Below are 15847 nucleotides of genomic sequence, written 5' to 3' on the forward strand. Positions count from 1 at the left end.
TGGTCCTTTCACGTCAAGCTGCGGGGTGGTGGATGGCCAACTCGCGAATACGATTCCTGGCGGCGTACCAACCAATCATCAAGAGCGGTGCGATGATCGCGATGGATCCGACGGTCCACGTTCCAACAGGGTTGTCGAATGCCATCAACACGATAACGACCGCAAGAAAGACCAGTGTCGCGATCCCGGTGTACGGTGCGCCGAATATGCGGAAGGCAGGGCGAGTGACTTTGCCTTGTTTCGCAAGTTGCCAGAGCCTCAACTGGCACAGCACAATTACCGCCCATGCACTGATGATGCCCAGTGCCGCAAGATTGAGGACTATTTCGAAGGCTTGCGCTGGGACAACAGCATTGAGCCCGACGCCGAACAGGATGACCACGCCGGTGAGTGCGATTCCCCCGTACGGCACTCCGGCTTTGTTCATTCTGGCAGCGAAGGCAGGCGCCGAACCGGCCGTCGCCATCGAATGGAGTATTCGTCCGGTCGAATACAATCCGGCATTGAGGGAAGACAACGCCGCCGTGAGAACGACCAGATTCATGATCGCATCTGCGCCTTGGATGTTGATCGAACCGAAGAATGTGACGAATGGACTTTCACCGGCGTGGTATTCGGTGTACGGGAGCAACAGCGAGAGCAGCAGGACCGACCCCACGTAGAAGACGAGGATCCGAATGATCACTGTGTTGATCGCCTTGGGTATCACCTTCCGGGGATTTTCGGTCTCTCCAGCCGTGGTCCCCACGAGTTCAATTGAAGCGTAAGCGAACACGACGCCCTGAATCACCACGACTGCCGGCAGTATTCCGTTGGGGAACAGCCCACCGTTGTCGGCGATCAGGCTGAATCCGGAGGAATGCCCTTCGATGGGCGTGCCGAAGAGTACGAAATAGACACCGAACCCGAGGAATGCGGTCAAGGCCACGACCTTGATCAACGCGAACCAGAACTCCAACTCTCCGAAGACTTTCACGGACACGAGATTCAGTCCGAGAACCAGCAACACCGCGATCAGAGCGAACATCCACTGATCGATGTGTCCCAGTGGCGCCCAGTACTTTTTGAAGAAGTTCATGTACAACGCCACAGCCGTGACGTCGACCACGGCAGTCATTGCCCAGTTCATCCAGTACAACCAACCCGCAGCGAAAGCCATCTTTTCGCCGAAGAATTCGCGTGCGTAGGAAACGAAGGATCCGGAGGTCGGTCGGTGCATCACCAGTTCGCCGAGTGCCCTCAGGATCAGGAACGCGAAGAATCCGCACAGCGCGTACACGAGAACCAAGGCCGGGCCCGCCTGTTGTAGTCGCCCTCCCGCACCCATGAAAAGGCCGGTTCCGATCGCACCACCGATCGCGATCATCTGAATTTGTCTGGGGCCGAGCGCTTTCTGATACCCAAGATCCTCCTCAGTGGCAACTTCGGCGCGGCCTGTCTCTTCCCGTTCGACGGTCATCAAACCTCCTCCGCAACAGCGGTGGCATGAGGCTTCTCGCCCGAAACGCGGAGATTGGCGAGATGTTCGGGGCTGAGCAACCGATCGAGTTCCTCTCGGTCGAGCAGGCCGGCTTCGATTACGAGATCGGCGACGCGACGCCCGGAAATCAACGCCTCCTGGGCGATCCGAGTGGACGCGGTATATCCGATGTAGGGGTTGAGCGCGGTGACGAGGCCGATGGAGTCTTCGACTCGGGCGCGCAGCAGTTCGGTGTTAGCCGTGATGCCGAGTACGCACCGGTCCGCCAAAATGCGGCAAGCCGCACCGAGGTGTCGCATTCCTTCGGACAGTGAGTGCACGATGATCGGCTCGAAAGCGTTGAGTTGGAGCTGACCGGATTCCGCAGCCATCGTGATCGTCACGTCGTTGCCGATGACTTCGTACGCGACCTGATTGAGGACTTCGGGAATGACAGGATTGACCTTGCCCGGCATGATCGACGAACCTGCCTGCACCGGTGGAAGATTGATCTCGTTCAATCCGGCTCGCGGGCCCGAAGAGAGCAGTCGGAGATCGTTGCACACCTTGGACAACTTCACAGCGACCCGCTTGAGGACGCCGGAGAGGTGGACGAACTGGCCCACGTCTTGGGTCGCTTCGACCAGATCCGTTGCCAACACCAGCGGCAGTCCGGTCAGTGCGCCCAGGTCGGAACAGGCCACCTCGGCGTAGCCGGCGGGTGCGTTGAGGCCAGTGCCGATAGCAGTCGCGCCGAGGTTGATCTCGTGAACGAGAAGAGCGGCCTCAGCCAGACGCGCCCGATCCTCCTCGATCATGACCGCGTAGGTCCCGAACTCCTGACCCAGAGTCATCGGCACGGCGTCCTGCAGTTGGGTGCGTCCCATCTTCACTGTGTCGGCGAACTGAAGAGATTTGGTCGTAAATGCGTTCTGGAGTGTAAGAAGTGCATCCAGCAGGTCATCGATCGCGAAGATCGTCGAGATATTCACGGCCGTGGGGTAGACGTCGTTGGTCGATTGGCTCAGGTTCACGTGTTCATTGGGGTGAAGCCGTTCGTAGTCGCCGCGCTGGTGGCCGAGGATTTCCAACGCGCGATTGGCGATGACCTCGTTCGCATTCATGTTCGTCGACGTGCCGGCGCCACCCTGGATGACGTCCACCACGAACTGTTCGTGCCACCGCCCGTCCACGATCTCCTTGCATGCCTGTGAGATGGCCTCCGCGCGCGGGCGGTCGAGGATGCCCAGCTTTTCGTTTGCGCTGGCTGCGGCCCACTTGACGTAAGCGATGCCGCGGATCAGATGCGGGTTCGTGGCGATTGTTCGACCAGTGATCGGGAAGTTCTCCATTGCGCGCAAGGTGTGGATACCCCAGTACGAATCGGCTGGAACCTCGCGATCGCCGAGCAGATCGTGTTCTGTTCGCGTTTCGAGCACTTGATCAATTCCTCGTGTCTCTTCGCGCAAGCATCACTCTGCGCGGTGGGTGTATTTCGGGATCGCAGCGCTGACGGTCGAGTAGTAGTCCCGCCCAGCTATCGGGCTATCAGGCTGTCTGACAGGTGTAATTGTTACCTCGCTCACTCCGGCACGTCAACCCTTCATCAAGTGCGATGTTTGACGCGGGTCTTCGGCAGTCGCAACAATGACGGCATGAACCTGTCAGACAGCTGGGCCACCAGGCGACCCGTCGCCTCGCGGGTGAGTGCTGCCGAGGCGGTTCTCGCCGACCTCCGTGCCGCAATAACCTCCGGCGAACTGGCAGTCGGAGAGCGTCTCCCGTCCGAGGCGTCCCTGGCCGAAAGACACGGGGTCAGTCGATCGGTCATCCGTGAAGCCCTGCGCTCGTGCCATGCCCTCGGGCTCACCGAGACGAAATCCGGGCTCGGCACCTTCGTCGTCAGCGATTCGATAGCGCGAGACCTCGACTTCGGCAGCTACGCGGCCAACGAGTTGGTCGAAGCGCGGCCGCATGTTGAAATTCCGGCCGCAGGGTGGGCTGCCCAACGGCACACAGCGGAGGAACTGGCAGCCCTCCGCGGACTGGTACAGCAGATGCGTGACGAGGACGATCCGCTCGTATGGGTTGCACTCGACGCCCAATTTCACGGACTGATTGCAAAAGCCAGTAGGAATCGGGTCTTCGAGTCGGTAATCGTCGATATCCGTGAAGCGCTGACAAGGCAATCCGAGACACTCAATCTTGTTGCAGGTCGCCAGGAAAAGTCGAACGAGGAACACGAACGAATAGTCGAAGGAATTGCATCCGGGAGTTACGACCACGCCTCCAGGGCGATGGCCGAACACCTGGACGCCGTCAGGATGACGCTCGAAACACTTGTCCAAGAAAGTGATTCGTTGTGATGGCGCGGCCGCGCAAGTCTGTCCTCGCCTGCGCAATCTTCGCGGCATCGGTGACCGGAGCGTTGGCTGGCTGCAGTTCGTCCGACACCCCGCTGACGCCGACAACCGCGGCGTCAGCACCAACAACGGCAGCTGTACCGCCTACGGGTGTAAATCCACCATCGACGCCGGAATCCGAACGCGCGCTCTTCGATGCTGTGGACCGCAATGATCCCGCAGCTGTTACCGCTGCCCTGACTGCCGGCGCGAACATCGAAGCGCGCGGCGAGGGCGAACGGACTCCACTCGTCGAGGCCACCAAGAACAACGCCGTCGCTGCGGCTTCTACGTTGATTTTTGCCGGCGCTGACGTGAACGCGAAGGACTCCATGCAGGATTCGGCCTTCCTGTATTCCGGAGCCGAAGGTTTGAACGAGATTCTGGCGCTCACGCTCGCCCACGGCGCGGACGTCGACAGCGTGAACCGTTACGGCGGTACGGCGCTGATTCCGGCGAGTGAACACGCGCATGTCGAGACCGTCCGGATGCTGATCGCTGCCGGGGTTCCGGTCAATCACATCAACGATCCCGGGTGGACGGCGCTACTCGAAGCCGTTGTGTACGGCGATGGTTCGGCGCGCTATATCGACGTGATCACTCAGCTTCTCGACGCGGGGGCAGATCCCTCGATCCGCGATGCATCGGGGAAGACCGCGTTGGACAATGCCGAAAGTCGTGGTCAGTCGGACGTTGTGGCGCTGCTTCAATCGCGGAGCTGACGCCAACGAGTCGGGCTCAGCCCGTAGGCCTGTCGAAAGCGTCGGCTGAAGTGTCCGGCGTCGACAAACCCCGCCCGGTGCGCAACGGTCGCGATCGGCAGATCGACGGTAGCGGGTCGAGCCAGTTCGTCCCGAGCCTTCTGCAGGCGCTGGGTGATGATCCACTGTTCGATCCGAAAGCCGTTGTCCGAGCAGATCTTGTACAGCTGTCGCAGTGAGATGTTGTGGGCGTGAGCAATTCGTGCGGGGTTCAGTGTCGGATCGTGAAGGTGTTCACGGATGTATCGACGGATCGAAGTCATGGCAAGGGACGATCTCGGAGCGGATGCGTCAGGATTCGCATGTGCGATCGAAGCGACCAAAGCACGTGCGAGTTCGATCGAGGCCTCGCCCAATTGTTCGGCGGCAGGATCGGTCTCCAACAGAGCGGCGCTGCGGAACAATTCACGAACGTGCGCGATCATCACGGGGTACAGATTGCTGTGATGAGGCCGGGTAGCTGCGTCCCGCACGGTGTCGATCGGCAGTCCCAGCCGATCCATCGGAACGTAGAGGCACTGGGAAGCGCCCGTTCCCGGCCAGGAGAAATCGTAGGTCGACGTCAGGTCCGTCATCAACAGCTCACCGACGGGCACTCTGCGTTGTTCGTCGTGCTGATCTAGATGGCCGATCCCGATCTCCTGCAGGGCAATCGCAAGGACGGGCATCGACGCGGACCGGACGTGACGTGGTGTTCGGGTCAACCGCATACCGGTCGACTCGGAGCGGAACAGTGATGCTGCACCGAGGTTCCACACGTTCATTCTCGCGCTCACCCGTTCCGGGTTCTCCAAGTGGATTGCACACGGGACCGAGGCACGACCCATCGCGTCGACAAAGGCGTCCGCGCGTTGGTCAGGCTCCAACACGGAAGTATCCAGGAGCAAAGCCATGCAGCCCTGATACCCCGCGATGCGGACGCTCAACCAGAAGTTGTGCAGTGTGAGCTCAAAAGTCTGCACGGACAGTCACGTCCGTCGCAGCAGGTATTTCTAGGATCGAAACGGGCGTGTCCCGGCCTACCGCAGTTTCTCGCTTTTCGACGAGAGTGAAGGAAACGCATGAAGATCTCACGTGTATTCACCGCAGTTCTGGCGTTACTCATGACAGTCGCGGCCGGAGTGATCTTCGGCTCCGGCGCTGCGGTGGCGAGCCCCAAGCCAACCGTCGTTCTCGTCCACGGCGCTTTTGCCGACGCGACCAGTTGGGACGGCGTTGCCGCCGACCTACGCTCGCGTGGCTATCGCGTCGTGGCGCCGGACAATCCTCTACGCGGGCCCGCTTACGACGCGTCCGTGATCGAGAAGACGGTTGCGGACATCGACGGACCTGTCGTGCTCGTCGGACACTCGTACGGCGGCGCGGTGATCACCAATGTTCACGACCCGAAGGTGCAGTCGTTGGTGTACATCGCGGCGTTTGCTCCGGTTCAGGGTGAGCCGGTGCAGATCACGATCGATCCCATCAGGTTTCCTGGCAGCCAATTGCTTCCTCCGGCTCTGGGATTGAAGATCGTCGACGATCCTCACGCGATCGGCGGGAAGAACGTCGACGGCTACGTCACGGACGAGTATTTCCATTCCGTCTTCGCTCAGGATGTTTCCGACGAGACAGCGGCAACGATGTTGGCGCATCAGAAGTCTGCGGCTTTGTGGGCGAACCTCGAGCTCGGCGGGCCACCGTCGTGGGCGAACACACCGAGCTGGTATCTGGTTGCCGGTGAGGATCGCGTGATCCCAGCATCGGCGCAGCGGTTCATGGCAAACCGGATGGGCGCGAACACCAGCGAACTCCCGACCTCCCATGCCTCGCTGGTCTCACAGCCAGGGGCAGTGGCAGACGTGATCGTGGCGGCCGCTCACGGGTGAGTGTGCGACCGCCACGAAAGTAGAACAGGGTCAGGCGGAAACGATTACCGAGGAGCCGTGTCCGAACAGACCTTGGTTGGCGGTGATACCGATGCGGGCGCCTTCGACCTGACGGCCTTCGGCCTGTCCACGAAGCTGCCAAGTGAGCTCGCACACCTGCGCAAGTGCCTGTGCGGGAACGGCTTCGCCGAAGCACGCGAGACCACCGGACGGATTGACCGGGATGCGGCCTCCGATACTGGTGTCACCCGCACGCAGGAGGTGCTCGGCCTCGCCCCGCTTGCAGAGGGCAAGGTCTTCGATCCAGTCCAGTTCCACGGAGGTAGCGAGGTCGTAGACTTCGGCGACGTCGACGTCCTCGGGAGAGATCCCGGCTTCCTCGTATGCGGCGTAGCCGATGGATTCCTTGAACGTGCGCTCCGGAGCGGGAACGGCGGAGCTGGAATCGGTGGAGAAGTTCGGCATGTCCATGATCGTCTGGGGGAACGTCGGCGTGACCGTCGAAATAGCCTTGATGCGAACAGGTTCCGCGATGCCCATCTTGCGGGCGTATTCCATCGACGTCAGCAAGATTGCGGCGCCGCCGTCGGACGTCGCGCAGATGTCGAGCAGGTGAAGGGGATTGGACACCACGGGGGAGGCCAACACGTTCTCGACGGTGACTTCCTTGCGGTAGCGCGCATTCGGATTGCTCAGCCCGTGCCTGGCGTTCTTGACCTTCACGTTGGCGAAATCCTCCGCGGTGGCGCCGTAGAGGTCGATGCGACGACGCGCGTTGAGCGCGAAGTACGCCGGGTTGGTCATACCCATGAGGCGGAAGCGCAGCCAGTCCGGGTCGTCCCAACGCTCACCGGCGACGGGAGCGAGGAAGCCCTTGGGGGTGGTGTCGGCGCCGACGACCAGGGCAACTTCGCTGAGGCCGGCCAGAATTCGTGCGCGAGCGGTGTCGAGTGCCTGGGCTCCCGTCGCGCACGCTGCATACGACGTGGCGACGCGAGCGCCGTTCCAGCCGAGGGCCTGAGCGAACGTGGCTCCGGCGACGTATCCGCCGTAACCGTTGCGGACGGTCTCGCCGCCGACGATGAAGTCGACGTCCTGCCAATTCACACCCGAATCGGCGAGCGCGGCGCGAGCGGCGGCAACGCCGTATTTCACGAACGACTGCCCCCACTTGCCCCAGGGGTGCATACCGACACCGAGTACTGCGACGTCCTTGCTCATGACTGCGACTCCTGATCAGCTGCGGCGACAGGCTTCCAGCGCCACGTCGTACGTACTCCGGTTTCGTCGGTGTACAGCGGCTCGACAACCAATTCGACGGTATTGCCGACCTTGAGATCGTCGACGCCGAATCCGTCGGCCACCTGGCCGAGGATGACGATCCCCTCGGACAGCTCGACTGCTGCGAGAGCAAAAGGCTCGTACGGATCCGAGCGCGGGATGTACGGCGGCGGGGGCTGGTACTGCGCGTCGGTGTACGACCAGACAGTGCCGCGGCGGGAGAGTTCCACGTCGTCGAACTCCTCGCTGAAGCAGCTCGGGTTCTTGCAGAACGTCGCCTCACGAGGGAAGGAAATGGTGCCGCAGGATTGGCACTTCGTGCCGATCAGAGCAGGTTCGTCGCCGGTGGTGAACCAACCCTCTACTGCAGGCGTCACACTCCCGTTCGGCGCCGGCGTTGCAGTCTCGCTCATGCAATCCTCATCTGGTTGGCGAGCCTGATCCGGGGGATCGTGGGCCCGCTGTGCCGCTTACTGGAACAGGTTGCAGTATTACACGATTTCGGCTGCTGACGGGCAAAAATTTTCGCTGAGTGGGACGTTGCCGGAACGCAGACGGCCCCGCCGGGCAGACGAGTCTGCAGGCGGGGCCGTGTGCGTGAAAGTAGCTGTTTACCTGTAGCGGATCAGCGAACGCGTACAGGTCGACCGAATCGACGCGTCGGTTTCACCCGGGCCGCAGCGTCGAGGATGGAGGTGATCTCGACCTGATCCAGAACCTTTTCGCGGGCACGATCGTGCGCAGCGCCGCGTTCCAGTTCCGCCTTGTCGATGGCATGCCAGCCCTCGCGGTCGACGACGTCGGACTGTCGCGCCCGGACCAGACGATCGACTGCGGAGTCGTCCGCGACCGGGTTGGTCAGGCGTCCGTCGTTGAAGTCGTCGACGAGCATCCTGATCGTTTCCTGCGCGCAGGACTTGTTGGTGCCGATGAACCCACTCGGTCCGCGTTTGATCCAACCGGTCGCGTAGACCCCGGTGGCGGGATCACCGTTCGGAGCTTCGAGGACTCGGCCGTTCTCGTTCGGAATGACCGACGCACGCTCGTCGAACGGGACGCCGGGGATGGGCACTCCGCGGTAGCCGATCGAGGTGAGGACCAAGCCGGTATCGATGGTCTCGGTATCGCCGGTTGCTTCGATCTGCACGGTTCCGTTGGCGTCGACAAGAGCGTTGCGAGCGAACTCGATTCCGCTGACCTGATCGTCGCCGGTGATCGAGGTCGGCGTGAGCAGGTAGCGCAACGTGATGCGCTTGTTGCCGACGTCGACGTGATCGCGGTTCTTCAGGGCTTCGAGGAGACGCAACTTCTGCTCGACGGCATGCGGGAGTTCGCCGCGTTTTGCCAGTTCTTCGGTGGCCGAGTCGAGAACCATGTCGTCGGGTCCGACAGAGAGTTCGATGTCCGGCAGTGCCATCAGGCCGGTGAACTCGGGGACCGTGAACGCGGACTGCGCGATTCCGCGTCGACCCACGATGACAACTTCTTCGACGCGACTCTTCCGCAGAGCGGCGAGTGCGTGAGCGGAGATGTCGGTACCGGCCAACTTCTCGGGATCGGCCGTCAGAATGCGAGCGACGTCGAGCGCGACATTTCCGTTTCCGATGATGACCGCGCGGCGATGTGAGAGGTCGAAGACGTCGTCGGCGTGATCGGGGTGGCCGTTGTACCAGGCTACGAAGTCGGTGGCCGAGGCCGTGCCAGGCAGATCAGCGCCCGGAATGCCGAGACCACGGTCGGACGAAGCGCCGACTGCGTAGAGCACCGCATGGTGATTTTCGAGCAGTTCGCTGTGCGAGATGTGCTTGCCGATCTCGACGTTGAGGTAGAACTCGAAACCCTTTTGTGCGGCGATCTTGTCGAACAAGCGAGTGACCTGCTTGGTCTTCTGATGGTCCGGAGCAACGCCGGCGCGAACCAAGCCGTAAGGCACAGGAAGGCGATCGAAGACGTTGACCTGCACGTCAGGCTGAGTCAGTAACTCGTCCGCGGCGTACATCGCCGACGGTCCGGAACCGACGATGGCAACGCGCAACGGCGGTCGGCCCTTGTCGACGTGGGCTGCCGGGATGACCTTGGCGAGAAGCGGCCTGGGCCGCTCTTCCTTGTAGAAGTCCGAATTGATGGACAGGAAGACTCGCTGCGGGTCGGTCAGCTTCGACTCGGGGACGATGGCGTCGACCGGGCAGGCCGAGACGCATGCGCCACAGTCGACGCAGGCCTGCGGATCGATGTGCAGCATCTCGGCGGTGAGGAAGTCCGGCTCGTCCGGCGTCGGATGGATGCAGTTGACCGGGCAGGCGTAGACGCACGAGGCGTCGCTGCAACAGGACTGCGTGACTACGTGTGGCATGGCGCTATGAGTCCGATCTCGACTGTCCGGGAGCTACGCGGCGGCGTTGTGCGAGCTGCGGTGAGGTTCGCTACGGAAGCGTGATGCGCGGCCGTCCATCTTGCAGGCCTTCCAGACCAGGCGCGAGGCACGGTTCATCAGGCCGGTGTCGGTGGCCAGCATGCGGACGTCACCGAAGTAGTTGCGCAGGGTCTGGCGCGACTCGGGCAGATCCCAGAACAGGTCCTTCTTCACGGACTTCGGGATGTCGAACTGCTTCCAGAAGGACTTCGGCGGGATGACGATGGCGTCACAGAGAATGCGCATGACGATCGGGAACAGCAGCGAGAGGACAAACCGGTTCGGGCGTGACATCAGCGGGATGCGGCGGCTCAGAAGCTTGTGCGCGAACGAGATATGACGCGCTTCCTCGGCTACGTGGATGGCCATGACCGACTGCATGATCGGGTGGATCTGGCCGCCGGCGCGCAGGATGCTCTTCTGAATGTGGTCGATGGGCTCTTCACCTGCGAGGACACCGACGAAGAACAGTTCGGGGAACGGACCCGCAGCGAGGGGGATGAAGGGTGCAAGCATCTTCATCGGACGGCTCATGCCGGGAGCGTCGGCACCGATGCGGTTGACCATCTCCTGGAACATCATCGTGTGGTTGCACTCTTCGACCGACTCGTGCGTGCAGTAACGCGCCTCGGCCGAATCGTTGGGCAGCGAGAAGACGTACTGCATCATGCCGCGGATCAGAATGTTCTCGAACTGGAGACCGACCTTCGCGACATTGGCCTGGCGCCACATGCCGATTTCGATCTGCCTGGCCTCGGACTGCGACTGGTACCACGGGTGAGCACCCAGCGGATCTGTCTCGGCCGGGAGGATCCAGCGGCGATCGTTCGGGACGACGGCAAACTCGGGGGAGTCCCAGTCGATGTCGAGGTACGGGTCGAAGTGCTTGTGCACCGAGCCCTCGGACAGGAGTCGAAGCGTCTCGTTGTACGAGTCGTCGGATGCTTCTCCGCGCTTGTCGAGCGGCGATGTGAGCGTCATGGCGTCTCCTCTTCGTTTCGGTCACCGCTGGTATTTCTCGCGGTGTTCGGTGGAATCGAGGGCCGGTTGTGTGATCGCTGGCACTCGGTCTGGATTTAATGTAACCCGAGGTATCAGGAAAAGCTAGTGGCAGATACTCCTGAATCCCGACGAATTCTTGACACGGCCGAAACGGCGCCATAACTTACTTTTGAGTAATTTCCGCGGTGCGTCCGAAGTGGGCTGTTCAGGGACGGGTTCGCACCGAATCGCACGCGAAGATCGAACCGAGGCCGACGTGATCAGATCGATTCTCAGCAATCTTGCATTGAGACCGCCGACGCGTCTGCGCTCCCTTGTTCCGTCTCGCGGCGTCACGCTTTCCGACAAGACCATCGTCCTGACGGGAGCCTCGTCGGGGATCGGTGAGGCGACAGCTCATCTTTTGGCTCGTCAGGGAGCCGAGATGATCCTGGTCGCGCGCGGTGAGGAAAACCTCGAACACGTACGGGACGAGATTCACCGCAGGGGAGGATGGGCACACATCGTGCCTGCGGACCTCTCCCGCGGTGAAGCCGTTGACGAACTCGCGGAGACGATCGCGGATCGATTCGGGTCGGTCGACATTCTCGTCAACAATGCGGGTCGCTCGATCCGTCGTACCGCGTTGGATTCGGTCGACCGATTCCACGACTACGAGCGCACCATGGCACTCAACTACTTCGGGCCGACAAGACTGACGTTGCGGCTACTGCCCGCAATGCTCGAGGCGAAGTCCGGACACATCATCAACGTCGGAACCTGGGGAGTCACTGCGGGCGTGATGCCCAGGTTCAGCGCCTATCACGCGTCGAAGTCTGCTCTCAGTGCATTCGGCCGAAGCCTCGGCGCGGAATGTCACGGCACCGGTGTCGATGTCACCACAGTGCAATTCCCACTCATACGAACACCGATGATCGCGCCGACGGCGGATTACGTGAGCCAGCCGGCGCTGACGGCCGATCAAGCTGCATCGTGGATCTTGAGGGCGATCAATACGCGTCCCGTCGAGCTGTATCCGCGGTACGCGGGGCTGTTACGAGCGATTGACGTTGTATCCCCTTCTGCCACTGACGCTCTCGTGCGAAGGGCCGGGATCTGAGGGGCTGGGATTTGAGGGGTTGGGATCTGACCAGAAACGTGCACCAGCACCGGGGCATGGTTCGTCCCCGGTGCTGATGTATTCGATTGTCGCGGTTCAGGCTGCTGTGGGTGGGCTGTTCCCGCCGATCGGCTGTTGATACGGATCGATCGACATGGGTGGATAGAACACCGTCTTCCGATCCGGGCCGATCTCGACACGCCACTCGGTGTGGTGCATCGTCCGGTGGTGATGACCGCACAACAGAACCAGGTTGTCGAGATCTGTTGGGCCACCATCGTTCCAGTGAACAATATGATGGGCATCGCACCACCCCGACGGAGTCCCGCACCCCGGAAACGCGCACCCGCCATCCCGGACGGCCAGTGCTCGCCTTTGTGGAACCGTCGCTGTTCTCGCTTCCTTGCCGCAGTCGAGCGGAACACCGTTCTCATCCAACAAAATTCGCGTCACGGTGCAGTCGCACGCCAACATCCGCGCGGTATCGATACTGATGGGGCCCATCCAATCCGTCCACGCGAAACCCAGTTCCTGAGTCGACGGCAAGAGGTCTTTCAACGCTTGCAGGTCCGTCATGTCTTTCGCCGACGCAGTCACCGTGATGTGCGGTTTCACCCCGCCCTCGATCGGACCCAACCCCGCCCGCTCGTACCGCCGCAACAATTCGCAGAACCCGTCCGCCCGTCGTAATGCCGGCGTACGGGTGTCCTTCACGCCGTCCTTCTCCGGCGTCGGCGCAGACAGGCTCGACAACAACGTGATCAACCGGGCCCCGTTGATCGCATCCAGATCCCCCTTCACAGTGACCCGCCCGTACAAGCCTTTCGAGGCGTAGAACTCGTTACGTTCGGAATCCTCGCCGACCGGGACGCCGTCCTCGCGTTTTCCGTACTGCTTCTCGATCCGCCGAATCGCCGCCCGCACCGCATCGCAATCCGCAATGTTCTTCGACGCCAACGACAACAAAATCCCGCGAGCCTTGTCCACATCCGCCAGGGTCATGTTCTTCGGCGGATGCTGACAAAACGACGCCACCTGCCGCGCCTTCAACGCATCCACGTCACCGCGATGAAACGCATCCGCGACAACAGGTTCGAGCATCAACAACCGCGCCAACCCGACCAGCAGACTGCACTCACCGATCTCCAAATTCGTCGAACCATGCAACCACTGCGCGATCGCCCGAAAACCCTTCCCGCCGAGAACCTCACGGGAAAACATCTCCACGATCAGCAACACCAACCGCGACTGCAACTCGTGCCGGACACGCACCAGATCCAGAACCTCCCCCTTGAGGCCCTCGCCATCCAGCTGCCACGCATCCCGACTGTCCATGCCGAAAGTATAATCGAACAAAGTTTCGAACACAAGAGAATGTGGATCGAAAATTGCTGCTATCAAATCGATTTCGACATTTCGGACAGTCGGTTATAGGCGGGTCGCCGACGTAGTCCACGTGCGCCGACGAGTGCGAGCGCCACCATCAACCCGGAGCGCAACAGCATCACGTCGGAATTGTCTGAGCCCCAGCACATTGTGTAATCGGCGTCGATCATGTTGCCGCCTGTCCCCGGCAAGCGCATGGGTCCAGCCGAGCACCAGGCCCAGGAGTGTCATCGCCAGCGTGATGGGAACGAAGACCACCAGGACCCGCAAGAAATGCCCTCGAACAAGGCTGGTGGATTCGCGAAGATCGACGAGTGGTGGAAGCGCCGGACACGACGGACACCGATTTATTACTCATCGGTCTGGTGTCGAGTGCGCATCTGCAGTCCCGAGCCAAAACCAATCTTCAGCGCTTCCGGCGGCCGAACAATACGCCGACAGCCGAGATCATGATCAGCGCCACAAGAACGACGACGATGTACGACCTGTCCGCGGCCGGTGCCACCGTTTCGCTCTCTTTGGTCACTGCATCAGTGAATGTACAGCTTATGCCTGGAGGGAACCATCCCCAGAAGTCTGTAATTCCTGCCGCTACCCTCTCCGCCCGGCCGGGAAGGAGATAATTGAATCGTGATGGGATTCCATAGTGATCAATGCGCCAGCTGGGCTGATGTTGGAGGCGCAAAGAAGATGCGTCCAACAAATAGACCAAGGTTAGTGCGATCAGCGATATTGCTAAAGACGCTTGGCTTGCTCGTAATAATCGAATCTTCACGACTCGCCCGCAACAGTCACGTCATCATGGGGTGACGATGGTATTGGTTGCTGCGATCCACCGAATCCAGCCGTGCTCAAAATTGACCTGTCGACTTTGGGAGTCGCCGAGCTCTCCTGACATCGGTAGTTCAAATCGACCATCCTCGCAGCCCTGCCTCCCATAGTCAGCAAAGATAGCACCGTGGACACTTTCTCCGTGCCGAGAAACAATCGATCGTGAGATCGGGGAAGTGGTTACTGCTAGTCCGCGACAAACAGCTCGCTATTCTCATCGAATGGATCAGGCAGTGTCGAACTCGCAGGCAACGAGAAGGTCCGGTGCTCTTCGTGGGGTTGTTTTGGTAAACGCACTTATCGCAGCGTCGGCGTCGGCGATGTATGTCGCAGCGAAATGCCATCTCGCCTGGCCCGAACCTGCGGATAGTGCACTCTCGATCGCCGGTGCGGTCGTTCTCTGGGTCCTCACGGCGAGTGTTGCAATCGTGCTGCTCGGAGTGTGCTGGTGGCAGCGACGCCGATGGTTGTGGTCCGATGTCGCTGTTCCGGTTCTCGTGGTGATCGCACTCGGGATCGCGGCCGCGGGGCAGCCACATTTCGATCAGTATCGGGCAGACTTCGAAACCGTTGCACAGCAACTACTTCAAGAACCTGACGATCCCTATTCCGATGGGTATCATCGTGATCTACGAATCGGCAGATTCGATATCTCCTATGCCAACGTCAGCAGTGAAGGCCACGTCTATTTCTATGACGCACGAGATGGATTGGACATCTTGGACAATCCCGGCTGGGTGTACGCACCCGATGGTGTGTCCGACAAGACCTTCAATCAGCTCCGGCTGGAAGACATCGGGGGCGGATGGTACCGATTCCCTCATCTTGTCGTTGACAGCTATTGAAACTCAAACCACCAGACCCTCCGCTCGAAGTCTCGGGCGAATGTGGTGACGCCGACCAGCATTCCTGAGGCGAAGGGAAGTAGGAGTACGAAAAGCGTCGTGAAGGTCAAGGCGGTGGCGGCGCGGCAACCGCCACCCCCCGTCGTACCAGCGCGAGCAGATGTCCCCGAAGTCCCAACTCTCGCCCCAACGCTGCACGAACCAGCCCGAAAGTGCGGCTGTCAGGATCAGTAGGAATATCGTCGCCAGTGACCATGCGATCTACCCTCGGCATTGCCGCCAGGTCGCACACATCATCGGCGAATACAGCTCGGTGAAGTGCGGATGCGTCTCATGATGAAACAATATTGTTCGTCTGATGATCCGCACGGATTCCGAAAGCCGATACCCCGGACTTGCTCCGAGGTATCGGCCTGAGGTCAGAGGCAGAAGAAACTGAGGGAACTGATTGCCGCGTTCTGCTCGAGTTGGCCGGCATCTCCGACGTTGCCGGCGGCGAC

At 61.0% G+C, this 15847-nt stretch carries 13 protein-coding genes; 5 read left to right on the top strand and 8 right to left on the bottom strand.

Features of this window, described 5'->3' with window-relative positions:
- Positions 1 to 13: 13 nt before the first annotated feature.
- Both QRN54_RS04175 and QRN54_RS04180 read right to left on the bottom strand, forming a co-directional pair.
- A complete protein-coding gene (locus QRN54_RS04175) occupies positions 14 to 1459 on the bottom strand; it encodes an amino acid permease (protein WP_030536152.1) in 1446 nt (481 codons plus the stop codon).
- On the bottom strand, positions 1459 to 2898 hold the full coding sequence (locus QRN54_RS04180) for an aspartate ammonia-lyase (protein WP_050655022.1): 1440 nt from the start codon (positions 2896 to 2898) through the stop codon (positions 1459 to 1461). The genes QRN54_RS04175 and QRN54_RS04180 overlap by 1 nt, the downstream gene beginning before the upstream one ends.
- A gap of 216 nt (positions 2899 to 3114) precedes the next feature.
- Between QRN54_RS04180 and QRN54_RS04185 the strand changes: the two genes are divergently transcribed.
- Complete coding sequence (locus tag QRN54_RS04185; RefSeq protein WP_039973154.1) at positions 3115 to 3825, top strand: FadR/GntR family transcriptional regulator; 711 nt, start codon at positions 3115 to 3117, stop codon at positions 3823 to 3825.
- Positions 3825 to 4583 (top strand): ankyrin repeat domain-containing protein, encoded by a 759-nt coding sequence (locus QRN54_RS04190; RefSeq protein ID WP_007730406.1) that lies wholly within the window; start codon positions 3825 to 3827, stop codon positions 4581 to 4583. The genes QRN54_RS04185 and QRN54_RS04190 overlap by 1 nt, the downstream gene beginning before the upstream one ends.
- Here the strand turns inward: QRN54_RS04190 and QRN54_RS04195 are convergent.
- Entirely contained in the window at positions 4568 to 5584 is a 1017-nt protein-coding gene (locus QRN54_RS04195) for a helix-turn-helix domain-containing protein (RefSeq protein ID WP_285181638.1), read from the bottom strand. The genes QRN54_RS04190 and QRN54_RS04195 overlap by 16 nt on opposite strands.
- 99 nt (positions 5585 to 5683) lie before the next feature.
- Between QRN54_RS04195 and QRN54_RS04200 the strand changes: the two genes are divergently transcribed.
- Complete coding sequence (locus QRN54_RS04200) at positions 5684 to 6490, top strand: alpha/beta fold hydrolase (RefSeq protein ID WP_007730412.1); 807 nt, start codon at positions 5684 to 5686, stop codon at positions 6488 to 6490.
- A gap of 30 nt (positions 6491 to 6520) precedes the next feature.
- Here the strand turns inward: QRN54_RS04200 and QRN54_RS04205 are convergent, their stop codons facing one another.
- The 4 genes from QRN54_RS04205 to QRN54_RS04220 all read right to left on the bottom strand — a co-directional run bounded on the left by QRN54_RS04205 (position 6521) and on the right by QRN54_RS04220 (position 11165).
- A complete protein-coding gene (locus QRN54_RS04205) occupies positions 6521 to 7711 on the bottom strand; it encodes a lipid-transfer protein (protein WP_030536146.1) in 1191 nt (396 codons plus the stop codon).
- On the bottom strand, positions 7708 to 8184 hold the full coding sequence (locus tag QRN54_RS04210) for a Zn-ribbon domain-containing OB-fold protein (protein WP_285181639.1): 477 nt from the start codon (positions 8182 to 8184) through the stop codon (positions 7708 to 7710). The genes QRN54_RS04205 and QRN54_RS04210 overlap by 4 nt, the downstream gene beginning before the upstream one ends.
- Positions 8185 to 8396: 212 nt before the next feature.
- Entirely contained in the window at positions 8397 to 10124 is a 1728-nt protein-coding gene (locus tag QRN54_RS04215; protein WP_116057719.1) for an FAD-dependent oxidoreductase, read from the bottom strand.
- A 33-nt stretch (positions 10125 to 10157) separates the two neighbouring features.
- Positions 10158 to 11165 (bottom strand): AurF N-oxygenase family protein, encoded by a 1008-nt coding sequence (locus QRN54_RS04220; RefSeq protein WP_003943163.1) that lies wholly within the window; start codon positions 11163 to 11165, stop codon positions 10158 to 10160.
- 277 nt (positions 11166 to 11442) lie between these two features.
- Between QRN54_RS04220 and QRN54_RS04225 the strand changes: the two genes are divergently transcribed.
- Positions 11443 to 12285, top strand: a complete 843-nt coding sequence (locus QRN54_RS04225; protein WP_341513834.1) for an SDR family oxidoreductase — start codon at positions 11443 to 11445, stop codon at positions 12283 to 12285.
- A 96-nt stretch (positions 12286 to 12381) separates the two neighbouring features.
- Here QRN54_RS04225 and QRN54_RS04230 read toward each other — a convergent pair whose 3' ends face one another.
- Positions 12382 to 13620, bottom strand: coding sequence for an HNH endonuclease signature motif containing protein (locus tag QRN54_RS04230; protein WP_285181668.1), 1239 nt, complete (start codon positions 13618 to 13620; stop codon positions 12382 to 12384).
- Between the two features lie 1103 nt (positions 13621 to 14723).
- Between QRN54_RS04230 and QRN54_RS04235 the strand changes: the two genes are divergently transcribed.
- A complete protein-coding gene (locus tag QRN54_RS04235) occupies positions 14724 to 15347 on the top strand; it encodes a hypothetical protein (RefSeq protein ID WP_285181640.1) in 624 nt (207 codons plus the stop codon).
- Positions 15348 to 15847: the final 500 nt, after the last annotated feature.

This window comes from Rhodococcus sp. MEB032 (assembly GCF_030208925.1).
Classification (GTDB): Bacteria; Actinomycetota; Actinomycetes; order Mycobacteriales; family Mycobacteriaceae; genus Rhodococcus_F; species Rhodococcus_F qingshengii.